Genomic DNA, 25,011 nt, shown 5'->3' with positions numbered 1-25,011 from the left:
TCCATGAGCGCGCCTTAACCTGCCTGAACAGGCACCGGATCGGGTGGCGGGCGCCACTACGTCTGGCATCGGGGGGCGGCCATGGTTGCTGGCGGAGGAGGTTACGTGAGGATAATGCTCAAAGGGTGCAGCGCGGCGGGCCTGCTGGCCCTGTTGCTGGTGGCGGGCTGCGGCAAGGAAAAGCCGGCAGCGGTGGCGCCACCGGCAGCCGAGGTGGGTGTCATCACCGTGGCGCTGCGCGACGTGCCGCTCATCTTTGATTTCGTCGGCCAGACCCAGAGCTCGCAACAGGTGGAGATACGCGCGCGCGTCAATGGCTTCCTGGAGAAGCGGGTCTATTCGGAGGGTGCCCTGGTCAAGGCTGGCGAGACCCTGTTCCTGATGGATCCCAAGCCGTTCGAGGCCACTCTGAAGGCGGCCGAGGCCGAACTGGCGCAGCAGCAGGCGCGGCTGAACACCGCCCGCGCCGACCTGAACCGCGTGCGCCCGCTGGCGGCGCGCAATGCCCTCAGCCAGCGCGACCTGGATGACGCTACCGGCAAGGAGCAGGAGGCCGCGGCCGCGGTGGAGCAGGCGCGCGCCAATGTGATCAATGCCAGGCTGAACCTGAGCTACACCACGATCAAGTCGCCGGTCGCTGGCCTGTCGAGCTTTGCCAAGCGGCAGGTGGGATCCTATATCGATACCACCAACAGCCTGCTGACCTATGTCGCCAAGCTGGATCCGATGTGGGTCAACTTCAGCCTGTCGGAAAACGAGGTCCTGTCGATCCGCTCATCGGAGAAATCCGGCGCGATCAAGTATCCGGCGCAGGAGGCCTTCGACATTGTCATCGTGCTGGCCGACGGATCGGAGTTCCCGCACCACGGCAGGATTGCCTTTGCCGACGCTTCGTTCAGCCAGGAAACCGGCACCTACCTGGTCCGCGCCGAGGTCGCCAATCCGCAGGGGACCCTGAGGCCCGGGCAGTTCGTGCGGGTCAAGGTGCATGGCGCGATGCGCACACAGGCCATTGCCGTGCCGCAGGAAGCCATCGTGCAAGGCCCGCGCGGCCAGACGGTGTGGGTCATCGGCCCGGACAACAAGGCGCAGCAGCGCGTGGTGGACGTGGGCGAATGGACCGGCAGCAACTGGGTGGTGCGCTCGGGTTTGAAGGCCGGTGAGCGCGTCGCCGTGAGCGGAATCCTGCGCCTGATGCCGGATGCGACGGTCAAGCCCGTGCCGGCGGCCCCGGTGGCCGCGCATGGCCCGGCCAGCGGCGCCGAGGCGGCTGCGGCGCCGGCGGCCTCCGGCGCTTCCGCGCCGAGGGCTGCCAACACCACCGGGGGCAAGCCATGAAGCTTGCCCATTTCTTTATCGACCGGCCGATCTTCGCATCGGTGCTGTCCATCATCATCACGGTGGGCGGCCTGGTGGCGCTGACCAAGCTGCCGATCGCCCAGTTTCCGGATATCACGCCCCCGTCGATCACGGTCACGACCCGGTACCCCGGCGCGAGTGCCGAGGTGGTGGCGCAGAACGTGGCCGCGCCGATCGAGCAGCAGGTCAACGGCGCGGACCGCATGATGTACATGAACTCGACGAGTTCATCGACCGGCGACCTGACCCTGACCACCTATTTCGAGATCGGCACCGACCCCGAGCTCGCGCAGGTGGACGTGCAGAACCGCGTCAACCTGGCGCTGCCCACGCTGCCCGATGCGGTGACGGCGCAGGGTGTCTCGGTGCAGAAGCGGTCATCGGCGTTCATGATGGTGATTGCCATCTATTCGCCCGACAACAGCTACAACCAGACCTTCGTCGGCAACTACGCCAACATCTACGTGCTGGATGCGCTCAAGCGCATTCCCGGCGCCAACCAGTCGTCGATCTTCGGCAGCCCGGACTACGCCATGCGCATCTGGCTGCGGCCGGACCGCATGGCCTCGCTGGGCATCACCACCGAGGACGTCAAGAACGCGGTCGCCAACCAGAACCAGCAGTTCTCCGCGGGGCGCATCGGCCAGTCACCCACCACCGGCCCGGTGCAGCAGACCTTCCCGATCGCCACCAAGGGCCGCATGACCGAGCCCGCCGAGTTCGACAACATGATCCTGCGCGCGCAGTCCGGCGACGCCGCGCTGGTGCGCCTGAAGGACATCGGCCGCGCCGAGCTCGGCTCCAAGGATTATTCGCTGCGCAGCCGCTACAACGGCAAGACCGCCACGCTGCTGGCGGTGTACCAGCAGCCGGGGGCCAATGCGCTGGACGTGGCCAAGCAGGTGCGCTCCACGCTGGCGGAGCTGAAGAAGAGCTTCCCGCCCGGGCTGGAGTACGAGATCGCGCTCGACACCACCGAGTTCGTGCAGGAGTCGATCGACGAGGTGGTGCACACGCTGCGCGACGCGGTGATCCTGGTGATCCTGGTGGTGTTCCTGTTCCTGCAGAGCCTGCGCGCGACGCTGGTGCCGATCCTGGCCGTGCCCGTGTCGATCATCGGCGCCTTCGTCGGCATGAGCGCGTTCGGCTTCTCGGTCAACATGCTGACCTTGTTCGGCATGGTGCTGGCCATCGGCATCGTGGTCGACGACGCGATCGTGGTGATCGAGAACGTCGAGCGCAACATGACGGAGTTCAACCTGCCGCCCAAGGAGGCCGCCAAGAAGGCGATGGACGAGGTCAGCGGCCCGGTGGTGGCGATCGTGCTGGTGCTGCTGGCGGTGTTCATCCCGGTGGCCTTCCTGTCGGGCATCACCGGACAGCTCTACAAGCAATTCGCCATCACCATCGCGGTTTCGGTCGTGCTGTCGGGCGTGGTGGCGCTGACGCTGTCGCCCGCGATGGCGGCGATCCTGCTCAAGCCCGGCCAGCACAAGAAGAACCGCTTCTTCACCTGGTTCAACAACTCGTTCGACCGGCTCGTGGCCGGCTATGACAAGTCGCTGCAGATCGTGATCCGGCGCACCGTGATGTCGATCGCCATCATCCTGGCGATGGTGGCGGTCAGCGTGGTCATGTTCATGCGCATCCCGACCTCGTTCCTGCCGGTGGAAGACCAGGGCTACCTGTTCGGCGCGGTGGTGATGCCGGACGCGGCCAGCCTGGACCGTACCCAGACCTTGTCCGGCCGCGCGGAGACATGGTTCGCCAAGCAGCCCGGCGTGTCGTCGGTGGCGTCGGTCGATGGCTACAGCCTGATCGATTCCCAGAACAAGGCCAACGCCGGCACGCTGTTCGTCACGCTCAAGGGCTTCCATGAGCGGGGTGCCGGCCAGACGGCGACCGAACTGATGCAGAAGGCCCGCCAGGAGTTCTCCCGTTACCAGGACGGCGTGGTGATCCCGCTGAATCCGCCGTCGATCCCGGGCCTTGGCACCACCGGCGGCTTCGAGTTCTGGCTGCAGAGCACCGCGGACGGGACTTACCAGCAGCTGGAGCAGAAGGTCCATGAGTTCATCGCCAAGGCCCGCCACCGGCCGGAGCTGAGCGGCGTGAACTCCACGATCAATTCGCGCTCGCGCCAGTTCCTCGTCGAAGTTGACCGCGAGCGCTCCGAAACCCAGGGCGTGCCGGTCGAGAACGTCTATTCCGCGCTGCAGACCATGTTCGGCTCGCTCTACGTGAGCCAGTTCCCGAAGAACAGCCGGCTGTTCCAGGTGATCCTGCAGGCCGAGCCCGAGTTCCGCTCGCGGCCGGAAGACCTCGACAAGGTCTACGTGCGCAACCACAACGGCGAGATGGTGCCGATCAAGGCGGTGACCACCACGAAGTATGTGCCGGGGGCGGACATCGTCACGCGCTTCAACAATTTCCCGGCCGCCAAGATCATGGGCGATTCCGCGCCCGGCTACAGCTCGGGGGAGGCCATCAAGGCCATGGAGGAGGTAGCGCAGGAGGTGCTCGGGCCGGGCTACGCCTATGCCTGGAGCGGCCAGGCCTACGAGGAAAAGACCGCCGGCTCCACCGCGGTCTACGTCTTCGCCTTTGCCTTGCTGATGGTGTTCCTGATCCTGGCGGCGCAGTACGAGAAATGGTCGCTGCCGCTCGGGGTGCTGCTGGCGGTGCCGTTCGCGCTGTTCGGCGCGCTGCTCGGCATCCTGATGCGGGGCATGGAGAACGACGTCTACTTCCAGATCGGCCTGACCGTGCTGATCGCCCTGGCGGCGAAGAACGCGATCCTGATCTTCGAGTTCGCGGTGGAAATGCGCGAGAAGGAAGGGCTGAGCGCGTACGACGCCGCCATCCATGCGTCCAAGCTGCGGCTGCGGCCGATCATCATGACCTCGCTGGCGTTTATCCTGGGCTGCGTGCCACTGGCCATCGCCAGCGGCGCCTCGGCGGCCAGCCGGCAGTCGCTCGGCACGGGCGTGATCGGCGGCATGCTCGGGGCCACGGTGATCGCGCTGTTCTTTATCCCGATGTTCTTCTGGGGGCTGGAGCGGCTGTCGGAACGCAAGCCCAAGGCGGCAGCCAAGGCCGGCGATTCGCCGCAGCCGCCCGCCACGCCACCCACCACCCCGCCCGCCGGAGAAACGCTATGAGCGCACGTGCGTGGATGCTGGCGGCCTGCACGGTGGCAACGCTGGGCGGCTGCGCGATCGGCCCCAACTACCAGCGCCCGCAGACCCCGGAGGTGGAGCAGTACCGCCTCGACACCGGCGCGCTGGCGATTGCCGCCGACAGCGACTGGTGGAACCAGTTCAGCGATCCGGCGCTGAATGCGCTCGTCGATGCCGCGCTGGCCGGCAACTACGACGTGCGCATCGCCGCGGCGCGCATCGATGAGTTCCGTGGCCAGCTGATGGTGGCGCGCTCGGGCTTCTTTCCGCAATTGAACCTGTCCGCGGCCGCCGCGCGCCAGAGCATCGGCAGGCTGGGCGGCACGCAGTTCGGCTCGGGCACCGGCAATTCCTACCAGCTGCTGGCCAACGCCAGCTGGGAGCTCGACCTGTGGGGCCGTATCCGCCGCCAGGCCGAAGCGGCCGAGGCCAGCCTGTGGAATGCCGAGTACGCGCGGCGCGGCGTGGTGCTGTCGCTGGCCGCTTCGGTGGTGCAGGGGTATGCCACGCTGCGCGGGCTGGACGCGCAGCTTGAAGTCGCGCAGCAGACGCTGGCATCGCGCGCAAGCGGGCTGGATATCTTCCGCCAGCGCTATGAAGGCGGTGTGATCTCGCAACTCGAGCTGGCCCAGGCGGAGAATGACTACTACGTGGCCGAGGGCTCGATCCCGCCGCTACGTACCGCGATCGCGCAGACCGAAAACGCATTGTCGGTGCTGCTGGGCCGGCCGCCGGGCCCGATCGAGCGCGGCAAGCCCATCGGCGAACTGCAGGCGCCGCCGGTCGGTGCCGACCTGCCGGCCGCCTTGCTCTCGCGCCGGCCCGATGTGCTGCAGGCCGAGCAGACCGCCATCGCCGCCAATGCGCAACTGGGCGCGGCGCAGGCGCTTTACCTGCCGGCGGTCAACCTGAGCGGCCTGTTCGGCGCCGTGGCGGCGTCGCCGGGCGCGCTGTGGGACAGCGCGTCGCGGGTGTGGGGCTTCGGCGCGGGGCTGACCCAGCCGATCTTCCAGGGCGGCGCCATCCGCGGGCAGGTGCAGACCGCGTCCGGGCAGCGCGAGCAGGCCATGCTCGCTTACCAGGGCACGGTGCTGGCGGCGCTGGCGGATGTGAACAGCGCGCTCGCCAACGGCGTCGAGACCCGCACGCGGCTGGGCAGCCTGCGCCGACAGGAACAGAGCCTGTTCGTCTATGCCGACCAGGCCTTTGCCCGGTATGAGGGCGGTTATTCGAGCTACCTGGAGGTCACCAATGCGCGCGAGAAGCTGTTCGACGCGCAACTGGCGGCGATCCAGGGGCAGGTGGACGTGCTGACCGGCACCGCGGCGCTGTACAAGTCGCTGGGGGGCGGCTGGCCGGCGGTGCCGGAAGCCGTACGGGGCGCGGGCATGCAGGGCGATGCGCCGGTGCTAACGCGCTGACCATTCGCCTTGCCGCACGCCCATCGCCGTCACCACGCCATAGGCAGTGATCCCCAGCGCCACCCCAAGGAAATGGCCGTCCAGGCCCATGCCGAAGACATTGGCCAGCACCCAGCCTCCGCCGGCCGCCAGCGCGATGCGGCACAGCCCGGCCGCCACCGGCCAGCGCATCCGGCCCGCGCCCATCGACGCGAAGTACAGCGCCATGCCCAGCCCGAAGCCGCCGAATGCCGGCCCCACCCATGACAGCGCGCGCGCGGCGATGGCGATCACTTCGGGGTCATGGGTGAACAGGCCGGCAAAGCGCACCGGCGCCAGGCCGACGGCGGCACCCGCGCTGCCGGCGATGGCCAGCGCCAGCAGGGCGCCCACCCACGCGGTGCGCCGCGCCGTATGCCAGTCGCCGGCGCCCACGGCGCGGCCGACCAGCGCCGTCAGCGCCGAGCCCACGCCGAACGCGAGCGGGATCATCAGGAATTCCAGCCGCGCCGAGATGCCGTAGGCCGCCACCGCTGCGGTGCCATGGTGACGCAGCTGCGCGGTGACCAGGATCGTGGTCAGGTTGGCCACCGAGGCCAGCGCGCACGCCACCAGTCCCACCGACAGGATGCGCGCGAACAGCGGCCACGACAGCCGCACCCGCAGCACCGGCACGAAGCCCGCGCCGCCGCGCGCGACCACGACCGCCATCGCCAGCGCCGCGGCCCACGACACCGCCGCCAGCGCCGCGCCGATGCCGGCCAGGCCCATGCCGGCGGGCTCGGCCAGCAGCCACGACAGCAGCGGGAACGCCAGCCACATCAGCGCCAGCACGCGCGCCGCCAGCGCATGGCGCCCGCCACCGCGCAGCACCGACGCCAGCGTGTTGGCCAGCCAGGCCGGGATCGCACCCGCGCCGAACAGCCAGATCGCATAGGTGGCGGCTGCCTCGGCGGCGGTGGCGCCGGCCACTGCCCCGAGCACCGCGCGCGGGAATCCCGCCAGCGCCACGGCAAAAGCCAGGCCGGCGATCGCGGCAATCCACAGCGCATGCATGACCAGTGCCGAGGCATCGTCACGCTTGTTGGCGCCCAGTGCGCGCGCGATCGCCGCGACCACGCCGCCGCCCATGGCGCCGGTCGACATCTGCTGCAGCAGCAGCGCAAACGGCAGCACCACGGCCCAGCCGGCCAGCGCCGCCGTGCCCTGGCGCGCGGCCAGCCAGGTTTCGATCAGCTGGGCCGCCGCCTGCAGCACGGCAATCAGCGCGGTGGGCCCGGCCAGCTTGCCGATGCGGCGGGCGATTTCGGTCGCCGGCACCGCGTCGGCGGGCAGGGTGCCGGCTGGCAATGCGCGCGTGTCAGTCATGGCGGGTCTCCGGCTCTGCGGCCATTCCCTTGGCGTCCCCGTCCCCGTCGCCGTCGCCGAAGCGCCGCCGCAGGAAGCGGCCCGCACCGGGGCCAGGCAACACGCGCACGTCGTCCAGCGTGATCGCGCTGCCGTCGGCGCGCGTCAAGGCGGGCTCGGCAATCTCGGTGCCGGTGCGGCGGTCCTGCAGCAGCGTCAGCGGTCCCTTGTCGTCGGTCATCCAGCGGTCGGCCCAGGCTTTCAGCGCCACATAGGCGGGAAAGAAGTGGCGGCCCTTGTCGGTCAGCTGGTAGACGTGGCGCGCGCCGCCCGCGGGCGTGACCCGCGCCAGCAGCCCGTGCGCCACCAGCGTCTTCAGGCGCGCGCTCAGGATGTTGGGGGCGATGCCCAGGTTGCGCTCGAACTCGTCGAAGCGGGTGCTGCCGTAGAAGGCCTCGCGCAGCACCAGGATGGCCCAGCGTTCGCCCAGCACGGCCATCGAGCGGGCCACGGGGCAGGGCATCGCGGTGAAATCGGTAGGGGGCATGGGTCTCCGCCGTTGTGTGCTAGCTGCTTTCAGTTTGCAAGCTGGCTGCAGCATAGCTTGCAAACTGAAAGTTTGCAGGCGGGCCGCTGCGAGGACCTTGCGAAAGCGTGCGTTCACCGGCCAGCGGTGCCGGCTACTTCACCGCGTCGCGGAACACCTCGAGCTTTTCCAGCTCCTCGCGCAGGAAGCCGATCAGCGCGCGCGTGGCCATCGACGGATGCAGGTTGGGTGTGGTGATGATGAACAGCTTGTTGCCCAGCCCTTCGGGGCGCCAGTCCGGCAGCACCGGCACCAGGTTGCCCGCGCGCACCTCTTCCCAGCCGATATAGACCGGCAGCATGCCGACGCCATGTCCTTCGCGCACGGCGCGCGCCAGGAACAGGAAGTGTTCGGACTGCAGCGCGGGCGTCAGCGCCACGTCCACGCGCTGGCCCTCGCGGTACAGCGACAGCGGGAATTGCCGCGGCGGGTAGGGCGGGCACAGGAAGCTGCAGCCGGCCAGGTCCGGCGGCAGCTGTATCGGCGCAATGCTGGCGAGGTACTGCGGCGATGCATAGAGTTGCCAGCGGATATCGCAGATTTCACGCGCTACATGGTCCAGCGGCGGCGCCGAGGTGACCTTCAGCGCCACGTCGATCTCGGCCGCGATCAGGTCGTTGACGCGGTTGGCGAAGAATACGCGCAGCGTGATGCCAGGATGCTTGTGCGCGAACTGCAGCAGCAGCGGCGCGATATAGGCGTCGCCCAGCCCGGTGGGCACGCTCACGCGCACATGGCCGCGCAGGGTCTTGCCCAGGCTGTCGATCTCGGCCTGCGCCGAGGCCACTTCCTGCAGGATGCGCACGCCGTGCTGGTACAGCGCATGGCCGGGCTCGGTCAGCTCGAGCCGGCGCGTGGTCCGGCGCAGCAGTTGCGCGCCGGCCTGGTGTTCCAGCTCGCGCAGCTGGCGGCTGACCTGCGAGCGGGTGACGCCGCGCCGGCGCCCGGCTTCGGCGAGGTTGCCGGCATCGACGATGTCGACGAAGGCCTGGATCAGGTTGAGGTCCATCGGGGATTGCCTGCAGCATTGTCACGTCTGGCGCAACATTGTGATTCCACCTCGCCTGATTGTCGATACGCGGCTACGCCGATACAGTGGTCGGCTGGCAGAACACACGGTAAGGAGACAGCGGATGGCCACGGACCTTTGGTATCAAGACATGCACCGCAGCGGCGAAGTCCTGCTGGCGCGCGGCGCCCGGCTGGCCGGCGGCCTGCGCGCGCTGGGCGTGCAGGAGGGCGACGTGGTCGCGGTCCTGCTGCGCAATGATCCGGTGTATGCCGACGTGGTCCATGCCTGCCGCATCGCCGGCTGCTACTACTGCCCGATCAACTGGCATTTCACCGCCGACGAAGTGCGCTTCCTGCTGAGCGACAGCGGCGCCAGGGTGCTGCTGGTGCAGGACGACCTGCTGCCCGCGGTGCGCGGCGCGGTCCCGGCCGGCATGCCGGTGCTGTCGGTGGGCGGCCCCGCCGATGGCGCGATGGAGTATGAGGCCTGGCTCGCGCAGCAGCCCGCCTACGACGGCCCGCGCGTGGCGCCGCGCGGGCATATGGCCTACACCTCGGGCACCACCGGCCGGCCCAAGGGCGTGTTGCGCCAGGCGCTGCCGCTGGACCGCCTCGAGCAGCAACTCGAGCGCATGCGCTCGGTGGTGCGGCAGACCTATGGCCTCGAGCCCGGCTGCCGCGCGCTGATGTCGGCGCCGCTGTACCACAGCGCGCCGGGTTCGTTTATCCAGAACGCGCTGCAGATGGCCAAGCGCCTGGTGCTGACGCCGCGCTTCGACGCCGAGCAGGTGCTGGCGCTGGTGGAAAAGCACCGCATCGACGTGCTCTACCTGGTGCCGATCATGTACGTGCGCCTGCTCAAGCTGCCGCCGGAGGTGCGAGCTAGGTACGACCTGTCTTCGATCCGCTTTGTCGCCTCGACCGGGTCGCCGTGCGCACCCGAGGTCAAGCGCGCGATGCTGGAGTGGCTGGGCCCGGTGATCCATGAAACCTACGCCTCCAGCGAAGCCGGCATGATCACGGTGGCCACGCCCGCCGACGCCGCGGCGCGTCCGGGCACCGCCGGCAAGCCGGTCGACGACGCGCAGCTGCGCATCCTCGACCAACACGGCCGCGCGTGCGCCCCGGGCGAAATCGGCCTGGTCTACGTGCGCCAGCCCGCTTACCCCGACTTCACCTACCGCAACAATGAGGCCGCGCGCGCCGCGATCGACCGCGACGGGCTGGTGACGCTGGGCGACATGGGCTATGTCGATGCCGACGGCTACCTGTTCATCTGCGACCGCGCCTCCGACATGGTGATCTCGGGCGGCGTCAACATCTACCCGGCCGAGATCGAGCACGAACTGGTGCGCTACCCCGGCGTGGCCGACTGCGTGGTGTTCGGCATTCCCGACGCGGAATACGGCGAGCGCCTGCTGGCCATGGTACAGCCGATGCCGGGCGCCGAGATCCGCGAGGACGAGGTGATCGACTGGCTGCGCCAGCGGTTGTCCGGCTTCAAGGTGCCGCGCAGCATCGTGGTCGAGGCGCAGCTGCCGCGCGATGAAACCGGCAAGCTGGCCAAGCGCCGGCTGCGCGACCGATACTGGGAAGGCCGCCAGCGCCGCGTCTGAGCGTACCGGCGGGACTGCACGAAGCACAAGCCGATAACGACAGGAGGAGACGCGATGCAGAACGAACCGACCAGGACAACCGGACTCAGGCTACGGCGCGCCTGGCTCGCCGCGATCGCAGCCGGCGCGGGGTGCGCGCTGGCGCTTTGGGGCGGGGCTGCGCAGGCGGCCTATCCCGAGCGCCCGCTCAAGCTGGTGGTGCCGTACACGCCGGGCGGCTCGACCGACCAGTTCGGCCGCGCGCTGGCCGACGGCATGTCGCGCCAGCTCGGCCAGACCGTGGTGGTGGAAAACCGCCCTGGCGCGGCCACCATGATCGGCACCACCAGCGTGGCGCGCGCGCCGGCCGACGGCTACACCATGGTGCTGGCGACCAACGGCAGCATGGTGCTGAACCCGATGCTGTACAAGAAGATCCAGTACGATCCGCCCAGGGATTTCCGCATCTTCAGCATCGGCGCCGAGGCGCCGCTGGTGGTGGTCACCAATACCCGGGTGCCGGCCGGCAATATCCGCGAGTTCGCGGCCTACGCCAAGGCCGAGGGCGGCAAGCTCAACTATGCGTCGGTGGGGCTGGGCAATGCGCTGCAGCTGGCCACGGAGATGCTCAAGACCGAACTGGGCATCGGCATCACCCACGTGCCCTACAACGGCAGCGCGCCGGCGCTGGCGGCGCTGCTGGCCAATGACGTGCAGCTGATGGTGGATGTGGTCAGCACCTCTCTGCCGCATATCAAGGCGGGCAAGCTCAAGGCGCTGGCGGTCACCGGGCGCAGCCGGCTGGAGGTGCTGCCGAACGTGCCGACCGTGGCCGAAAGCGGCTATCCCGAGTTCCAGGCCGCCACCTGGTTCGGCCTGGCCGTGCCCGCGCAGACGCCGCCCGAGGCGGTGGCCAGGCTGCAGGCGGCCGCCGACCACGTGCTCAAGGACCCGCAGTTCCGCGCCACCTTCAGCGCCCTCGGGCTGCTGGTGCAGCCGCCGCGCACCCAGGCCGAGATCGAGCGCTATCTCGAGGCCGACCGCGCGCACTGGGGCAAGGTGATCAAGGCGAACAACATCTCGCTGGACTGAGGGCGGGCCTGCATTCATCCGCCGATCACCGGCCGCGCCGGTCATCGCATCGACGATGGGGGTATAGTCGACGCCATCCACGCGCCACGCCCCCGTCATGTCCGATCGCGAGCCCAACGATCCCACGCCTCCTGGTTCGTCTGCCTATAACCCGGGTGCCGACCCGGATGCCGGACGTGACCCGCAGGCGCAGTCCGACACCGGCGCGCCGCCGCCCGATCCCCGCCTGCTGAACCAGATCAGCCGCCGCGCGCGCGTGGCGGCCTGGCGCAAGTCACGCCAGGCCGGGCGCATCTCGCGCACCACGCTGCGCTATGCCGTGTTCATGTTCGGCGCCGGCTGCGTCGGGCTGTTCTCGCTGGTGTTCGCCTGGATCGCCGAAGTGGCGCTGCACTGGAACCGGCAGCTGACCCAGGCGACGCCATGGCTGGCTTTCGTCATGCTGCCGTTCGGGCTGGCAGCGCTGCGCTGGCTGACCATCCGGCTGGCGCCGCAGGCGCGCGGCAGCGGCATCCCGCAGGTGATCGCGGCGGTCACCTTGCCGCCTGCCGGCCCGGCGCAGACGCTGCTGGTGTCGTTGCGCCAGTCGATGTGGAAGGTGGTGCTGACCGCCGCGGCGCTGCTGGCCGGCGCCTCGGTCGGGCGCGAGGGCCCGTCGGTGCAGGTGGGCGCGGCGGCGATGCTGGCCTGGGGCCGCTGGTGTCAGGAGAAGCTGCGCTTTCGCATCGGCTTCCATCCCAATGCGCTGATCGCCGCCGGCGCGGCCGGCGGGCTGGCGGCGGCGTTCAACACGCCGCTGGCCGGGGTGGTGTTCGCGATCGAGGAACTGGGCCGCGGCACCGCGGTGCGCTGGGACCGCCTGGTGCTGTCGGGCGTGCTGACCGCCGGGTTCCTGTCGCTGGCGGTGCTGGGCAACAACCCGTATTTCGTGGTCAAGGTGCCGATGCTCGGCCTGCACGAGGCCTGGGGGCCGGTGCTGCTGTGCGCGCTGGTCACCGGCGTGCTGGGCGGCGTGTTCGCCAAGGCGCTCAAGGGCGGCGTGCCGGCGCTGCTGCCGGCCGCGTGGCGCGACTGGCCGGGGCGGCATCCGGTGTGGACGGCATTCGGCTGCGGGCTGGTGGTGGCGCTGCTCGGCTGGGCCACCGCGGGCGCGACCTTCGGCACCGGCTATGAGCAGGCCGCGGCGCTGATCAACGGCGAATCGCAGGCCACGCTGTGGTTCGGCGTGGCCAAGCTGGCGGCGACGGTGGTGTCGTACTTCGCCGGCATCCCGGGCGGAATCTTCACGCCCGCGCTGGCGATCGGCGCGGGCATCGGCGAGAACGTCGCGCATGTCGTCGGCGGCATGGCCGAGCCGCGCGTGCTGGCGCTGGTGTCGATGGCTGCGTTCCTGGCCGCGGCCACGCAGGCGCCGATCACCGCCAGCGTGATCGTGATGGAAATGACGCGCACGCAGGACCTGACGGTGTTCCTGCTGGCGGCGTCCTTGCTGGCGTCGTTTATCTCGCGGCAGTTCTCGCCGCACCCGTTCTACCACCAGGTCGGCCACACCTTCCGGCGCGAGGCCCTGGCGCTGACGCGCAAGGCGCCGGCAGGGTGATCCCGGCGCCGTGCGCAAGTGCCGGCGGCGCCGGCGCCATCGGGTAAGCTAGCGCACCCCCCTTGCCGTCGTGGCCAGATGTGAGCGGTTCGCCACGCTCGCGCGCGCCGCGCAGGAACAACGCGGCGGGGGCGGGCTCCAACCCGGAGCCTTTCACCAGGAGTCCGTCTTGAAATTCCCCGTTGCCGGGCTGGCGCTTGCCGGCCTGCTGGGCGCCGCCGGCGCCAATGCTGCCCCCCCTGCCTCCGCACCGTCCGCCAGGCCCGCGGCCCAGGCTGAACACAGTGCGCTGACACCGCTGCTGGCCATGCTGGAAATCGGCAACCCGCTGCCGGCGCTGCCCGACTGCGCCGACAAGCGCACGCCCGACGGCCGCGACGTCACCGGCTATTGCGTCGAACTGAAGGGCGATGGCCTGATGCGCCAGGTCGGCGTGCCGCGCGCGCAACGCCCGGCGTTCATGGATGGCCCCTATGTGGTGGCCTTTGTCGATCGCAATGCGCTGGTCGGCCTGGTGGTGCCGACCGCCGGCGCCAATTCGCAGCAGGCCGCGGCCGACAGCATCAGCGTGCTGTACGGCAAGCCGTTCCGCCAGGAGCAGGTCGACATGCCTGACAAAGGCGGCAAGACCGTCAAGACGCTGCATGCCGGCTGGACGCGCAAGCCGCTGACGGTGGAGCTGTACGCGATGCCGGAAGACCCCAACACCGGCACCATCGAGATGCTGCTGCCGCAGGCGCGCGCGCTGATGGCGGACAAGGACGCCGAGGTCGACAAGCAGCTCAACCCGGCCTCGGCGCCGGCGGCCAAGGGCGCCAAGGCCGACGCGGCCAAGCCCGCGCCGAAGACGCCGGCCAAGCCGGAAAAGCCCGGCAGCTGGTAACGGCACAGGCAGGCAGCGCAACGCATGCCTGCGCCGCCGGCTGCCTCACAGTCCTTCCATTACCTTGTCCAGCCCGCGCACCACGCCGCGCACGGTGTGGACCTTGCGGATGGCCAGCAGTGCGCCGGCAACATAGGGCTTGGAGCCATCGCCGGCTTCGTGCTTCAGGTGCAGGCGCTGGCCGTCCGCGCCGAAGATCACTTCGACGCCCAGCTGGTAGCCCGGCAGCCGCACCGCGTGCACCTGCGTGCCCGACATGGTGGCGCCGCGGCTTTCCTTCGGGCCGTTGACCTGGTCGACCGGCACCGGCTGCGCGGCGGCCTTGACCTGGCCGAGCCGGAACGCCAGTTCGCGCACCGTGCCGGAGGGCACGTCGATCTTGCCGGCCTTGGCGTAGTCGATGATCTCCCAGTGGTCGAGGTGGCGCGCCGCCATCTCGGCAAACTTCTGCAGCAGCACCACCGTGATGGCGAAATTGCCGCAGGCCAGCACGCCGCGCTCGGCCCGGTGCGCGGCCGCGTCGATCTCGGCATAGTCGTCGTCGCTCAGCCCGGAGGTGCCGACCACCACGTGCGCACCGTGCGCGAGCGCCTGCAGGATGTTGTGCTTGGCGATGCCGGGCCTGGTGTATTCGACGTAGACGTCATAGGGCGTCTGGCCCAGCGCTTCGATGCTGGCGGCGGCCAGGCCCGGGGTACCGGCATGGCCGGTCAGCTGCGCCAGGGTCTGGCCGGCGGCGCCGCGCGACAGGCCGGCCACCAGGGTCATGTCGGCCGCATGCGCCACGCCGCGCGCCAGTTCGCCGCCGGCCCAGCCGGTCACGCCGCCCACGGCGACACGGATCGGATCGTTCATGTTCTGCTTCTCCGCAAAGGCTGATTGGTCTGGCAGCATACCGCGTCAACCGGCGGCGCGCCGGCGGTCGAGCTTGCGCGCCAGCACAATCGAGGTGGTGGTGTGGTTGACGCCGTCGAGCATGCCGATTTCGTCGAGCAGCCGGTCGAGCCGGTCATGCGTGTCGCAGCGGATCGCCACCAGGTAGTCGACCGGGCCGCTGACGGAATTGACCTCTTCGATCTCGGGCAGCCGCTGCAGCGCGCGCAGGATCGCGGGCGCGGCCTTGGGCTGCACCGACAGGCCGCAATAGGCCAGGATGGCGTTGTCTTCCATGCGCTGGCCCAGCCGCACGCCATAGCCGGCAATCACGCCGCTGCGTTCCAGCCGCGCGATACGCGCCACCACCGTGGTGCGCGCGATCCCCAGATGACGGGCGAGGTTGGCGGCGCTTTCGCGCGCGTTGGCCTGCAGCAGCGACAGCAGGTGGCGGTCGGTGGTGTCGAGTTCGGTCATTATGTCGGGATGCCTCGTCGTTTCGTTCGATTATGGCGGTTTTTCGTCGTTCTTGTGCCTTCATTGTGCCGGCAGGGCTATCCATACTCCAGTCGACGGGAATCTCTTTTTCTTGGACGGAGACATCATGCAAGCCTCGAACCTGGGCCGGCAGGCCCCGCGCGACCTGCCCAAGGCCGACCGCCCGCTGCACGTGACGGTGCTGGGCGCGGGCAAGATCGGCCGCACCATCGCGGCGATGCTGCACGACAGCGGCGACTACCGTGTCAGCGTGGTCGATCATGACGGGCGCCGCCTCGATGGCCTGCCGCGCGGCGTGCTGGCGCGCGCCGGCGACCCCACCGAGCCCGGCACCTGCGCCGCGCTGCTGGCCGGCGCCGACGCCGTGCTCAACGCGCTGCCGTTCCATGCCGCGGTCAGCGTGGCCTCGGTGGCGGCGCGCCTCGGCGTGCATTACTTCGACCTGACCGAGGACGTGGCCGCGACCCAGGCCATCCGCCAGCTGGCGCAGGGAGCGCGCTCGGTGCTGATGCCGCAATGCGGCCTGGCGCCCGGCTTTATCGGCGTGGTCGGGCACGACCTCGCACAGCGCTTCCTGCGCGGCGGCGGCGAGCTGCTGGACCTGCAGATGCGGGTGGGGGCGCTGCCGCGCTATCCGAGCAATGCGCTCAAGTACAACCTGACCTGGAGCACCGAGGGACTGATCAACGAATACTGCAACCCGTGCGAGGCCATCGTTGACGGCCGGCGCGTGGAACTGACGGCGCTGGAAGGGCTGGAGAGCTTTGCGCTGGACGGCATCGAATATGAAGCCTTTAATACATCGGGCGGGCTCGGCACGCTGCCCGAGACGCTGGCCGGGCGCGCGCGCCATGTCGACTACAAGTCGATCCGCTATCCCGGCCACTGTGCGCTGATGAAGCTGCTGCTCAACGACCTGCGCCTGCGCGAGCGCCGCGACTGGCTGCGTGATATCTTCGACCGCGCCATTCCGGTGACCCAGCAGGACGTGGTGATCGTGTTCGCCACCGCCACGGGCTATCCGGCCGGCGGCGAACGCGGGCGCGGGCCGCTGACGCAGGCTTCGTTCTCGGCGCGTATCGGCGGCGTGGACGGTGAGGGCGGCCATGTCAATGCGATCCAGCTGACCACCGCCGCGGGCATCTGCACCGCGCTCGACATGGTGGCCAGCGGCGCGCTGCCGCAGGCCGGCTTCGTGCGGCAGGAGTCGATGCCGCTCGAGGCTTTCCTGGCCAACCGCTTCGGCCGCCACTACACGCAGCATCCGCTCCAGGAGAGTCTGGTATGAAAGCGCAAGAGTTTGCCGCCTGCTGGGATTCGCTGGGCCTGCCGCGGCCCTGGCGCGAGGGCACGCCCGCCGGCGCCGTGACGGTGCGCTCGCCGGCCGACGGCGAGGCCATCGGCCACGTGCCGGCCTGTACGCCGGCGCAGGCCGACGCGCTGATCGCGCGCGCGCACGCGGCGCAGAGCACCTGGGCGCTGCTGCCGGCGCCGGCGCGCGGCGAGATCGTGCGGCGCTTCGGCGAGGTGCTGCGCGAACACAAGGCGGCGCTGGGGCGGCTGGTGTCGCTCGAGGCCGGCAAGATCCTGCAGGAAGGGCTGGGCGAGGTGCAGGAGATGATCGACATCTGCGACTTCGCGGTCGGTCTCTCGCGCCAGCTGCACGGGCTGACCATCGCTTCCGAGCGCCCGCAGCACGCGATGCGCGAGACCTGGCATCCGTATGGCCTGTGCGGCGTGATTTCGGCGTTCAACTTCCCGGTGGCGGTGTGGGCGTGGAACGCGGCGCTGGCGCTGGTGTGCGGCAACGGCGTGGTGTGGAAACCGTCGGAGAAGGTGTCGCTGTGCGCGCTCGCTGCGCACGGTCTGCTCGAGCGCGTGCTGGCCGCGGCGGCGCCGCAGCATGGTGGCATCTCGGCGGTGCTGGCGGGCGGGCGCACGCTGGGCGGCCACCTGGTGGCGCACCCGGCGGTGCGGCTGGTCAGCGCCACCGGCTCGACCCGCATGGGCCGCGAGGTCGGCATTGCCTGCGCCGGACATTTCAAGCGCTGCATCCTGGAGCTGGGCGGCAACAACGCCGCCATCGTCGCCCCCTCGGCCGATATCGAGCTGGCGGTGCGCGCCATCACCTTTGCCGCGGCCGGTACCGCGGGGCAGCGCTGCACCACGCTGCGCCGCTGCTTTATCCATGCCGACCTGATGGACACCATGGCGAGCCGGCTCATCACCGTGTTCGACCGGCTCCCGGTCGGCGATCCGCTCGCAGACGGCACGCTGGTCGGCCCGCTGATCGACAGCGCCGCCGGCGACGCCATGGCCAACGCGCTGGCGGCGTGCCGTGCGCAGGGCAATATCGTCACCGGCGGCGAGCGCCTGCTGGCCGACCGCTATCCGCATGCCTGCTACGTGCGGCCCGCGCTGGTGATGACCGACGTTCAGCACGACACCATGCTGACGGAGACCTTCGCGCCGATCCTGTATTTGATGCCGTACACCTCGCTGGACGAGGCCATCGCGCTGAACAATGCCGCCGCGCATGGGCTGTCGTCGTGCATCTTCACCGAATCGATGCGCGAGGCCGAGCGCTTCCTGTCGTCGGCGGGCAGCGACTGCGGCATCGCCAACGTCAATATCGGCACCAGCGGCGCCGAAATCGGCGGCGCCTTCGGCGGCGAGAAGGCGACCGGTGGCGGCCGCGAGTCAGGCTCCGATGCGTGGAAGGGCTATATGCGCCGCGCCACCAACACCATCAACTACGGCGATTCGCTGCCGCTGGCACAGGGCATCCGCTTCGAAATCTGACGGCATCCCAGGGGGCGGGCGGCAGGGCGCGTAGGGAACGGTAACAAGCGTTACATGGCCTTGACGCCGTATTACGTGTTCTGGCCGTATAACGTCAGCAAGGCAGGCACATGCCCGTTGCGACCCCAAGGATGAAATGATGAGAATGCTGACGATTGGACTGGCTGCCGCTGCGGCATCGGTGACCCTGCTGGGCGGCTGCGCCGTCTATCCCACGCCCGCCGGCCCGGCGGTCGGTCCGGCGCCGGTGTACGTGGCGCCCGCGCCGGTGGTGGTGGCGCCCCGTCCTTACTACTACGGCGGCTACGGCTACTATGGCCGCGGCTATCGCCGCTGGTAAGCGTTCCGCGTTACCGTTCCCGGTAACCGAAGCGGCCGGACTCAGTTGCCGGCCGCATCGCCGGCGCGGACGTTCAGCCCGCCCCAGCTGGGCGCGAGGGTCTGGCCGAGCTGCGGCAGGTCCACCAGGTCCAGCACGCGCCCGACCGTATGGTCGACGAGTTCGGCAATGCTGCGCGGCTTCTGGTAGAAGCCGGGCACCGGCGGGAACACGATCCCGCCCATTTCCGTCACCGCCGTCATGTTGCGCAGGTGCGCAAGGTTCAGCGGCGTTTCCCGCACCATCAGCACCAGCTTGCGGCGCTCTTTCAGCGTGACGTCGGCAGCGCGCGTGATCAGGTTGTCGGAGAAACCATGCGCGATCGCCGCCAGCGTGCGCATCGAGCACGGCGCCACCACCATGGCCTGCGCGCGGAACGAGCCGCTGGCGATGGTCGCGCCGATGTCGCGCACGTTGTGCACCACGCTGGCCAGCGCTTCGACCTCGGCCCTGCCGATGTCCAGCTCGTGCTGCAGGTTCATCACGCCGGCCGGCGAAATCAGCAGGTGGGTTTCCACCGCGGCCGCCGCGCGCAGCACCTGCAGCAGGCGCACGCCGTAGATCGCCCCGGTGGCGCCGGTGATGGCGACGATCAGCCGCTGCGGTGTGCCGCCAGCCCCGGACATGGCGCAGCTCAGCCCTTCAGCAGGGTTTGCAGTTCGCCGTTCTGGTACATCTCCATCATGATGTCCGAGCCGCCGATGAACTCGCCGTTCACGTAGAGCTGGGGAATGGTCGGCCAGTTGGCGTATTCCTTGATGCCCTGGCGGATGCCTTCGTTGTCCAGCACGTTGACCGTGGTCGGCGCGTCGACGCCGCAGGCCTTCAGGATCTGGATGGCGCGGCCCGAGAAGCCGCACATCGGGAATTGCGCAGTGCCCTTCATGAACAGGACTACGGGGTTGCCCTTGACGATCTGGTCGATCTGTTGCTGCACGTCGCTCATGGTTTGCTTTTCAGTGGGGCGAGGCCGTGTCGCGGGCGCCGCCTGGGGAGGAAGGGATACCGTGCGGACGGGCCCGCGCGGCGGGAATCTGACGCCGATTTTACCGGAATCGCGGCGGCGTTTCAGGGTGCCGCGGCCGCGCCGGCGGGCGGCGTGCCCGGCCAGCGTCCGCCGGTGCAGCGCTCCAGCCCGGCCAGGTCGCGCGCGGTGAAGACCTCGTCGAAGCCGCCGGCTTGCAGCAGCCGGCGCGTGGCCGCCGCCTGGTCATAGCCGTGTTCCATCAGCAGCCAGCCGCCCGGCAGCAGCCGCGCGCCGGCGCCGCCGACGATGGCGCGCAGGTCGGAGAGGCCGTCGTGGTGGTCGGTCAGCGCGTCGATCGGCTCGAAGCGCAGGTCGCCTTCGGCCAGGTGCGGATCGCCCGCGGCGATATAGGGCGGGTTGCTGACGATCAGGTGGAAGCGCAGCTCAGGCGGCAGCGCCGCGTACCAGTCCGATACCAGGAACTGGATGGTATCCGCGCCCAGCGCGCGGGCATTGTCCTGTGCCACCATCAGCGCGCCGGGCGAAATGTCGGTGGCCCAGACCCGCGCGTCGCGCCGCTCGCGCGCCAGCGTGACGGCAAGGATGCCGGAGCCCGTGCCCAGGTCCAGCACATGGGGCTGCGGCACCGTGGCCAGCCGTGCCAGCGCGGCTTCGGCGGCAACCTCGGTATCGGGGCGCGGGATCAGCACATCGGGCGTGACGCGGAACTTGCGGCCGAAGAACTCGCGCTCGCCGATCAGGTAGGCCATCGGCTCGCCCGCCAGCCGCCGCGCCAGCAGCGTGGCAAAGGCGTCGCGCTGGGCGAGGGTGAGCACGTCGGTGTCGCGCGTGATCAGCTGCGTGCGGCTCAGGCCGGTGACGTGGGTCAGCAGCATGCGCGCCTCGAGCGCGGGCAGGCCTGCCATGGCGGCCAGGGTCTGGGCCTCGCGCAGCGTGGGCGTTGCCGGCAGCGCGGCGGAATCGGGGGATGACATCAAACGGGCAAGGGACGGTTCTGGTGCCGCCTATAAAAAACCCCACCGGTGCGGGACCTGGCGGGGCTTTGGGGCGGTGCTCTGCGGTGAAGCTTCCGGCTTCGCGCCAGTGTACCGCTCATCGGCCGCGGCGGGCGCAATGGCCCTGCCGGGGCGATTACTTATTGACGGCGTCCTTGGCCTTGTCGGCGCTGGCGTTGACGGCGTCCTTGGCGGCCTGCTTGGCGTGCTCCATGGCGTTGCCGGCGTCTTCCTTGGCCTTCTCGGCGGCGGCGGACGCGTTCGAGGCGGCGTCGCTGGCGGCAGCCTTGGCGGCATCTGCGGCGTTGCTGGCGGCAGCGGCGGCATCGCTGGCGGCGGCCTTGGCAGATTCCGCGGCGCTTTGCATGGCGCTCTCGGCGTTCGAGGCGGCCGGCGATGCTTCTTCCTTCTTGCTGCAGGCGGCCATGGCCGCGGTGATCATCAACAGCGCGAGCAGTTTTTTCATGATTTCGTCCTAGGGATGTTCTCGGGAGTGACTACCCGGCACCATTCTCCGTTTGCCGGTCGAAATCGATTATAGACAGCGACTTTACCCCTGCCAGTGCTGTTTCAAGCATTTACAACAAATACAAAGATATCGGCGACTTTACGCGGTGTTCATCGCCGAAGCCTCGCGCAAAGACCCGAAAGTGGCGCTCAGGCGTCTTCGCCCAGCGCCGCCAGCTGGTCTGCCTGATGCTCGGCGGCCAGTGCCGACAGCAGTTCGTCCATGTCGCCGTCCATGATCATGTCGATCTTGTACAGCGTCAGGTTGATGCGGTGGTCAGTCACGCGGCCCTGCGGGAAGTTGTAGGTGCGGATGCGGTCGCTGCGGTCGCCCGAACCAATCAGGTTGCGCCGGGTGCTGGCCTCGCGCGCCTGTGCGGCGCGCGCCTGCATGTCCTTGATGCGCGCGGCCAGCACCTTCATCGCCTTGTCCTTGTTGCGGTGCTGACTGCGGTCGTCCTGGCACTCGACCACGATGCCGGTGGGCAGGTGGGTCAGGCGCACCGCGGAATCGGTCTTGTTGACGTGCTGGCCGCCCGCGCCGGAAGCGCGGAAGGTGTCGATGCGCAGGTCGGCCGGGTTGATCTCGACCTCGCCGACCTCGTCGGCCTCCGGCATCACGGCAACCGTGCAGGCAGAGGTATGGATGCGGCCCTGCGCCTCGGTGGCCGGCACGCGCTGCACGCGATGGCCGCCCGATTCGAACTTCAGCCGGGAAAACGCCGCATCGCCGGCGATCCGGATGATCACCTCCTTGTAGCCGCCCAGGTCCGATTCCGATTCGCTCATCACCTCGACCTGCCAGCGCCGCCGTTCGGCATAACGCGTGTACATCCGCAGCAGATCGGCGGCGAACAGCGCGCTTTCCTCGCCGCCGGTGCCGGCGCGGATTTCCAGCAGCAAGTTGCGGTCGTCGTTGGGGTCCCTGGGCAGCAGCAGGCGCTGCAGGCTGGCCTGCAGCGCTTCCAGCCGCTCGCGCGCGGCGGCGATTTCGTCGGCAGCGAAGTCCTTCATCTCGGGGTCGTCGAGCAGCGCCTGCGCAGTGGCCAGGTCGTCCTGGGCCTGGCGGTACTGGCCGTATTGCTCGGCCACGGGCGACAGCTCGGCATGCTCGCGGCTGAGCTTGCGGTACTGGTCGATACTGGCGGTCGCGTCTTCGCGCGCGAGCAGGGCGTTGACTTCGTCGAGTCGCTCGGCCAGTTGGTCGAGCTTGGCAAGCATGCTGGCTTTCATCGGGGCGGACAGGGAATCGGGTGGGCCGGGCTGCGCCTACGAAAACGGGGCGGCGGGGGCGTGACGGCGCGGCGCGCCAGCGGGGCAAGCGCGGCTAGCGCTCGGAATGGCTGCTGTGGCGGAACAGGCCCGGCACCAGGCGCAGCAGCGCCTCCCGGTCCTCGCCCTGGGTGTGGTTGAGCGCGTGGGTGGGGCCGTGCAGGAACTTGCGCGTGAGCGCGCCGGAGAGCGCCTCGAGCACGGCCTGCGGATCGTCGCCGCGCGCCAGCATGCGGCGCGCGCGCTCCAGTTCGGCCTGGCGGATGGCTTCGCCGCTGCTCTGCAATTCCCGGATGACCGGCACCACGCTGCGGGTTTCCAGCCAGTGCATGAAGTTCTGCACGCGGCTTTCGATGATGGCTTCGGCCTGCGCCACCGCGGCCTGGCGCAGGGCGTTGCCTTCGCGCACGACCGCGCCGAGATCGTCGACGGTATAGAGGAAGACGTCGTCCAGGCGCGCGACTTCGGGCTCGACGTCGCGCGGCACGGCCAGGTCGACCATCATGATGGGACGGTGCTTGCGCCGCTTGACCGCGCGCTCGACCGCGCCCAGGCCGATGATCGGCAGCGAGCTGGCGGTGCACGACACCACGATATCGAACTCATGCAGGCGCTCGCCCAGGTCCGACAGGCGGATGGCGTTGGCGGTCAGGCCCTGGCCGCTGAGCTGCTCGGCCAGCTTCTCGCCGCGCTCGACGGTGCGGTTGGCGACCACGATCTGGCGCGGCTGCTGCGCGGCAAAGTGGGTCGCGCACAGCTCGATCATCTCGCCGGCGCCGATAAACAGCACGCGCTGGGTCGAGACGCTTTCGAAGATCCGCTGCGCCAGCCGCACCGCGGCCGCGGCCATCGACACCGAATGCGCGCCGATCTCGGTCTGGCCGCGCACTTCCTTGGCCACCGCGAAGGTGCGCTGGAACAGCTGGTTCAGGTAGGTGCCGAGCGAGCCGGCTTCGCCGGCGGTGCGCACTGCGTCCTTGAGCTGGCCCAGGATCTGGGTTTCGCCCAGCACCATCGAATCGAGCCCGCTGGCCACGCGGAAGGCGTGGCGCACGGCTTCTGACTGCGGCAGCGCGTACAGGTGCGGCGCCAGGTCGGTGGCCGGCACGTTGTGATGCTGCGACAGCCAGCGCAGGGTGTGCTCGAATCCATCGGTGCCCGGCGTCAGCACGTCGGTGGCACAGTAGATCTCGGTGCGGTTGCAGGTGGACAGGATGGCGGCTTCGGTGCCGCTGCGCCCCGACAGGTGGGAGCGCAGGGCCCCCAGCGCCGGCTTGATCTGCTCGAGCGGAAACGCCACCCGCTCGCGCAGCGAGACGGGTGCCGTAGTGTGATTGATGCCGATCGCGAGCAGTTGCATTGTTGGGGGACTGGTGTGGTCCGGAGCGCGGCCGGACCGGATGTCATTATACCGCCGGGACCGATCATTGCAGTCGCCCGCCGCGGTGAGTGGCAGGGCCGCCGGATTGCAGTATCGTTACGCCGCGGCCGCTTGCGGCTGTGATCCGCACAACACAGGAGAAGCGAATGCTGGGCACCTTGATCGTGGGTTTGCTGGTCGGGCTGGCGGCACGCCGGTTGCACCCCGCAGGGCGCGTGGTGACCCTGCCGGCCGCGCTGGTTCTGGGCGCGGCGGGTGCGGCGGCGGCCTTCTACACCGGCCGCGCGCTGCACTTGTTTGTCGACGGCCAGCTCGGCAGCTGGCTGGGGGTGATCGCCGGGTCGGCGCTGCTGGTGGGGTTGTGGGGCACGGTGCGGCCGCGCGGACGGTAAATACTGAACCGACTCTGCGGTCAGGAATCTGCACGCGGCTTGATCCTGATCAGACGGCCGCGCTGCCTTGCGTCAGGCCCTTGCCGCCAGCAAGCGGCGCAGTACCCCGCTGGAATAGTGGCTGGCGACGTCGGTCAGAAACGCCGAAAAATCCACATGCGCGGTGTCGTCGGCGCGGTCCGAGATGGTCCGCATCACCGCATAAGGCACGCCATATTCGTGGCAGACCTGCGCCACCGCGGCGCCTTCCATCTCGACCGCGAGCAGGCCGGGCAGCCGCTCGCGCAGCTCCGCTACCGCGGCGGGCGAGCCGATAAACTGGTCGCCGCTGGCGATCATGCCCCGGTGCAGGGTCGGCGCCGCGACGCCGAACTTTTCGCGCACCGCGCTCGGCACATCGACGGCGAGGTCGTCGCGCAGGAAGTCTGCCGCGGCGGCATGCAGCTCGGCCGTCAGCGCCGCATCGGCCGGGAATTCGGCGCGCTCCAGCAGCGGCACTTCATGGCGGCCGAAGAACGGGCGCGCGTCCAGGTCATGCTGCAGGGTGCGGTCGGCGATGACGATGTCGCCCACCTGCGTGGCCGTACCGATGCCGCCCGCCAGGCCGGTAAAGACGATCTGCGTGGCCCCCAGTTCGCGGATCAGCGTGACCGTGGTGGCCGCCGCCGCCACCTTGCCCATGCGCGCCAGCACCAGCACGCACGGCTGCCCGTACAAATGGCCGGTGTAGTAGTCGCGCATGCCGATGGTGCATACCGTGGCGCGGCTGTCGTCATGGCGCATGGCGGCGACGAGGCCGTCGACTTCATCGTGGATGGCGGCGAGGATTCCGAGGGTCATGGGGCGTGGGCAACTGGAACAAGGGCCACAGC

Annotated in this window: 23 protein-coding genes; 11 read left to right on the top strand and 12 right to left on the bottom strand. The window is 69.6% G+C overall.

Annotation, left to right across the window (positions count from 1 at the left end):
• The first annotated feature begins 114 nt into the window (after positions 1-114).
• Genes CBM2586_RS14695 through CBM2586_RS14685 form a run of 3 tightly spaced genes read left to right on the top strand, consistent with a single transcriptional unit; the run spans position 115 to position 5,959 of the window.
• Positions 115-1,338 carry an efflux RND transporter periplasmic adaptor subunit gene (locus CBM2586_RS14695; protein WP_115661034.1) on the top strand — a complete coding sequence of 408 codons (1,224 nt, stop codon included), beginning with the start codon at positions 115-117 and terminating at the stop codon, positions 1,336-1,338.
• On the top strand, positions 1,335-4,520 hold the full coding sequence (locus CBM2586_RS14690) for an efflux RND transporter permease subunit (RefSeq protein ID WP_115661035.1): 3,186 nt from the start codon (positions 1,335-1,337) through the stop codon (positions 4,518-4,520). Before CBM2586_RS14695 ends, CBM2586_RS14690 begins: the two co-directional genes overlap by 4 nt.
• The gene (locus tag CBM2586_RS14685) at positions 4,517-5,959 is read left to right on the top strand and encodes an efflux transporter outer membrane subunit (protein ID WP_115688205.1); all 1,443 of its coding nucleotides are present in this window, start codon (positions 4,517-4,519) and stop codon (positions 5,957-5,959) included. Before CBM2586_RS14690 ends, CBM2586_RS14685 begins: the two co-directional genes overlap by 4 nt.
• On the opposite strand, the gene CBM2586_RS14680 is transcribed toward CBM2586_RS14685, so the two are convergent.
• The 3 genes from CBM2586_RS14680 to CBM2586_RS14670 form a co-directional block, all read right to left on the bottom strand.
• Entirely contained in the window at positions 5,948-7,306 is a 1,359-nt protein-coding gene (locus CBM2586_RS14680; RefSeq protein WP_115688203.1) for an MATE family efflux transporter, read from the bottom strand. The two genes, CBM2586_RS14685 and CBM2586_RS14680, sit on opposite strands and share 12 nt — an antisense overlap.
• The gene (locus tag CBM2586_RS14675; RefSeq protein WP_115688201.1) at positions 7,299-7,832 is read right to left on the bottom strand and encodes a winged helix-turn-helix transcriptional regulator; all 534 of its coding nucleotides are present in this window, start codon (positions 7,830-7,832) and stop codon (positions 7,299-7,301) included. Before CBM2586_RS14675 ends, CBM2586_RS14680 begins: the two co-directional genes overlap by 8 nt.
• Positions 7,833-7,965: 133 nt before the next feature.
• Entirely contained in the window at positions 7,966-8,880 is a 915-nt protein-coding gene (locus CBM2586_RS14670) for a LysR family transcriptional regulator (protein ID WP_115663674.1), read from the bottom strand.
• Between CBM2586_RS14670 and CBM2586_RS14665 the strand changes: the two genes are divergently transcribed.
• From CBM2586_RS14665 to CBM2586_RS14650, 4 genes are all read left to right on the top strand, one after another.
• Positions 8,846-10,498: an acyl-CoA synthetase gene (locus CBM2586_RS14665; RefSeq protein ID WP_346777687.1), complete on the top strand. Its 1,653-nt coding sequence runs from the start codon at positions 8,846-8,848 to the stop codon at positions 10,496-10,498. The genes CBM2586_RS14670 and CBM2586_RS14665 overlap by 35 nt on opposite strands.
• A 54-nt stretch (positions 10,499-10,552) precedes the next feature.
• Positions 10,553-11,569 carry a Bug family tripartite tricarboxylate transporter substrate binding protein gene (locus CBM2586_RS14660; protein ID WP_115688197.1) on the top strand — a complete coding sequence of 339 codons (1,017 nt, stop codon included), beginning with the start codon at positions 10,553-10,555 and terminating at the stop codon, positions 11,567-11,569.
• Positions 11,570-11,666: 97 nt separating this feature from the next.
• Positions 11,667-13,169, top strand: a complete 1,503-nt coding sequence (locus CBM2586_RS14655; protein WP_115688195.1) for a chloride channel protein — start codon at positions 11,667-11,669, stop codon at positions 13,167-13,169.
• Positions 13,170-13,338: 169 nt separating this feature from the next.
• Positions 13,339-14,052 (top strand): hypothetical protein, encoded by a 714-nt coding sequence (locus CBM2586_RS14650; protein WP_115688193.1) that lies wholly within the window; start codon positions 13,339-13,341, stop codon positions 14,050-14,052.
• A gap of 45 nt (positions 14,053-14,097) precedes the next feature.
• On the opposite strand, the gene dapB is transcribed toward CBM2586_RS14650, so the two are convergent.
• The gene (dapB, locus tag CBM2586_RS14645) at positions 14,098-14,907 is read right to left on the bottom strand and encodes a 4-hydroxy-tetrahydrodipicolinate reductase (protein ID WP_115661043.1); all 810 of its coding nucleotides are present in this window, start codon (positions 14,905-14,907) and stop codon (positions 14,098-14,100) included.
• A 45-nt stretch (positions 14,908-14,952) separates the two neighbouring features.
• Positions 14,953-15,402 carry an Lrp/AsnC family transcriptional regulator gene (locus tag CBM2586_RS14640; RefSeq protein WP_010809873.1) on the bottom strand — a complete coding sequence of 150 codons (450 nt, stop codon included), beginning with the start codon at positions 15,400-15,402 and terminating at the stop codon, positions 14,953-14,955.
• A gap of 127 nt (positions 15,403-15,529) precedes the next feature.
• Between CBM2586_RS14640 and CBM2586_RS14635 the strand changes: the two genes are divergently transcribed.
• The 3 genes from CBM2586_RS14635 (at position 15,530) to CBM2586_RS14625 (ending at position 18,565) form a co-directional block, all read left to right on the top strand.
• Positions 15,530-16,711, top strand: coding sequence for a saccharopine dehydrogenase C-terminal domain-containing protein (locus CBM2586_RS14635; RefSeq protein ID WP_115688191.1), 1,182 nt, complete (start codon positions 15,530-15,532; stop codon positions 16,709-16,711).
• Entirely contained in the window at positions 16,708-18,225 is a 1,518-nt protein-coding gene (gene amaB / locus CBM2586_RS14630; protein WP_115661045.1) for an L-piperidine-6-carboxylate dehydrogenase, read from the top strand. The genes CBM2586_RS14635 and amaB overlap by 4 nt, the downstream gene beginning before the upstream one ends.
• A gap of 145 nt (positions 18,226-18,370) precedes the next feature.
• Positions 18,371-18,565, top strand: a complete 195-nt coding sequence (locus tag CBM2586_RS14625) for a hypothetical protein (RefSeq protein ID WP_029048349.1) — start codon at positions 18,371-18,373, stop codon at positions 18,563-18,565.
• Between the two features lie 41 nt (positions 18,566-18,606).
• Here the strand turns inward: CBM2586_RS14625 and CBM2586_RS14620 are convergent, their stop codons facing one another.
• The 6 genes from CBM2586_RS14620 to hemA all read right to left on the bottom strand — a co-directional run bounded on the left by CBM2586_RS14620 (position 18,607) and on the right by hemA (position 23,726).
• Positions 18,607-19,230, bottom strand: coding sequence for a UbiX family flavin prenyltransferase (locus tag CBM2586_RS14620; RefSeq protein WP_115688189.1), 624 nt, complete (start codon positions 19,228-19,230; stop codon positions 18,607-18,609).
• 8 nt (positions 19,231-19,238) lie between these two features.
• Complete coding sequence (gene grxD, locus CBM2586_RS14615; protein WP_115661047.1) at positions 19,239-19,550, bottom strand: Grx4 family monothiol glutaredoxin; 312 nt, start codon at positions 19,548-19,550, stop codon at positions 19,239-19,241.
• Between the two features lie 122 nt (positions 19,551-19,672).
• Positions 19,673-20,566: a peptide chain release factor N(5)-glutamine methyltransferase gene (prmC, locus tag CBM2586_RS14610; RefSeq protein ID WP_115661048.1), complete on the bottom strand. Its 894-nt coding sequence runs from the start codon at positions 20,564-20,566 to the stop codon at positions 19,673-19,675.
• Between the two features lie 157 nt (positions 20,567-20,723).
• On the bottom strand, positions 20,724-21,053 hold the full coding sequence (locus tag CBM2586_RS14605; protein WP_115661049.1) for a hypothetical protein: 330 nt from the start codon (positions 21,051-21,053) through the stop codon (positions 20,724-20,726).
• A gap of 191 nt (positions 21,054-21,244) precedes the next feature.
• Complete coding sequence (gene prfA, locus CBM2586_RS14600; RefSeq protein WP_115661050.1) at positions 21,245-22,327, bottom strand: peptide chain release factor 1; 1,083 nt, start codon at positions 22,325-22,327, stop codon at positions 21,245-21,247.
• 94 nt (positions 22,328-22,421) lie between these two features.
• On the bottom strand, positions 22,422-23,726 hold the full coding sequence (gene hemA / locus CBM2586_RS14595) for a glutamyl-tRNA reductase (protein WP_115661051.1): 1,305 nt from the start codon (positions 23,724-23,726) through the stop codon (positions 22,422-22,424).
• Positions 23,727-23,893: 167 nt separating this feature from the next.
• On the opposite strand from hemA, the gene CBM2586_RS14590 reads away from it, so the two are divergent.
• On the top strand, positions 23,894-24,139 hold the full coding sequence (locus CBM2586_RS14590; RefSeq protein WP_115688187.1) for a hypothetical protein: 246 nt from the start codon (positions 23,894-23,896) through the stop codon (positions 24,137-24,139).
• A gap of 72 nt (positions 24,140-24,211) precedes the next feature.
• On the opposite strand, the gene CBM2586_RS14585 is transcribed toward CBM2586_RS14590, so the two are convergent.
• Positions 24,212-24,979, bottom strand: coding sequence for a 5'-methylthioadenosine/adenosylhomocysteine nucleosidase (locus tag CBM2586_RS14585; protein ID WP_115688185.1), 768 nt, complete (start codon positions 24,977-24,979; stop codon positions 24,212-24,214).
• Between the last annotated feature and the right edge of the window lie 32 nt (positions 24,980-25,011).

This window comes from Cupriavidus taiwanensis (assembly GCF_900250115.1).
GTDB classification, from domain to species: domain Bacteria; phylum Pseudomonadota; class Gammaproteobacteria; order Burkholderiales; family Burkholderiaceae; genus Cupriavidus; species Cupriavidus taiwanensis_B.
This window is presented reverse-complemented; position numbering and strand designations above follow the sequence as displayed.

What these genes read in the sequence shown, in the direction of transcription:
- CBM2586_RS14680 (WP_115688203.1), bottom strand. Translation starts at nt 7,306, where the DNA reads ATGACTGACACGCGCGCATTGCCAGCCGGCACCCTGCCCGCCGACGCG.
- CBM2586_RS14605 (WP_115661049.1), bottom strand. Translation starts at nt 21,053, where the DNA reads ATGAAAAAACTGCTCGCGCTGTTGATGATCACCGCGGCCATGGCCGCC.
- CBM2586_RS14585 (WP_115688185.1), bottom strand. Translation starts at nt 24,979, where the DNA reads ATGACCCTCGGAATCCTCGCCGCCATCCACGATGAAGTCGACGGCCTC.
- CBM2586_RS14625 (WP_029048349.1), top strand. Translation starts at nt 18,371, where the DNA reads ATGCTGACGATTGGACTGGCTGCCGCTGCGGCATCGGTGACCCTGCTG.
- CBM2586_RS14675 (WP_115688201.1), bottom strand. Translation starts at nt 7,832, where the DNA reads ATGCCCCCTACCGATTTCACCGCGATGCCCTGCCCCGTGGCCCGCTCG.
- CBM2586_RS14660 (WP_115688197.1), top strand. Translation starts at nt 10,553, where the DNA reads ATGCAGAACGAACCGACCAGGACAACCGGACTCAGGCTACGGCGCGCC.
- CBM2586_RS14590 (WP_115688187.1), top strand. Translation starts at nt 23,894, where the DNA reads ATGCTGGGCACCTTGATCGTGGGTTTGCTGGTCGGGCTGGCGGCACGC.
- CBM2586_RS14695 (WP_115661034.1), top strand. Translation starts at nt 115, where the DNA reads ATGCTCAAAGGGTGCAGCGCGGCGGGCCTGCTGGCCCTGTTGCTGGTG.
- prmC (WP_115661048.1), bottom strand. Translation starts at nt 20,566, where the DNA reads ATGTCATCCCCCGATTCCGCCGCGCTGCCGGCAACGCCCACGCTGCGC.
- hemA (WP_115661051.1), bottom strand. Translation starts at nt 23,726, where the DNA reads ATGCAACTGCTCGCGATCGGCATCAATCACACTACGGCACCCGTCTCG.
- CBM2586_RS14640 (WP_010809873.1), bottom strand. Translation starts at nt 15,402, where the DNA reads ATGACCGAACTCGACACCACCGACCGCCACCTGCTGTCGCTGCTGCAG.
- CBM2586_RS14655 (WP_115688195.1), top strand. Translation starts at nt 11,667, where the DNA reads ATGTCCGATCGCGAGCCCAACGATCCCACGCCTCCTGGTTCGTCTGCC.
- CBM2586_RS14620 (WP_115688189.1), bottom strand. Translation starts at nt 19,230, where the DNA reads ATGTCCGGGGCTGGCGGCACACCGCAGCGGCTGATCGTCGCCATCACC.
- CBM2586_RS14690 (WP_115661035.1), top strand. Translation starts at nt 1,335, where the DNA reads ATGAAGCTTGCCCATTTCTTTATCGACCGGCCGATCTTCGCATCGGTG.
- dapB (WP_115661043.1), bottom strand. Translation starts at nt 14,907, where the DNA reads ATGAACGATCCGATCCGTGTCGCCGTGGGCGGCGTGACCGGCTGGGCC.
- CBM2586_RS14635 (WP_115688191.1), top strand. Translation starts at nt 15,530, where the DNA reads ATGCAAGCCTCGAACCTGGGCCGGCAGGCCCCGCGCGACCTGCCCAAG.
- amaB (WP_115661045.1), top strand. Translation starts at nt 16,708, where the DNA reads ATGAAAGCGCAAGAGTTTGCCGCCTGCTGGGATTCGCTGGGCCTGCCG.
- CBM2586_RS14685 (WP_115688205.1), top strand. Translation starts at nt 4,517, where the DNA reads ATGAGCGCACGTGCGTGGATGCTGGCGGCCTGCACGGTGGCAACGCTG.
- CBM2586_RS14665 (WP_346777687.1), top strand. Translation starts at nt 8,846, where the DNA reads ATGTCGACGAAGGCCTGGATCAGGTTGAGGTCCATCGGGGATTGCCTG.
- CBM2586_RS14670 (WP_115663674.1), bottom strand. Translation starts at nt 8,880, where the DNA reads ATGGACCTCAACCTGATCCAGGCCTTCGTCGACATCGTCGATGCCGGC.
- grxD (WP_115661047.1), bottom strand. Translation starts at nt 19,550, where the DNA reads ATGAGCGACGTGCAGCAACAGATCGACCAGATCGTCAAGGGCAACCCC.
- prfA (WP_115661050.1), bottom strand. Translation starts at nt 22,327, where the DNA reads ATGAAAGCCAGCATGCTTGCCAAGCTCGACCAACTGGCCGAGCGACTC.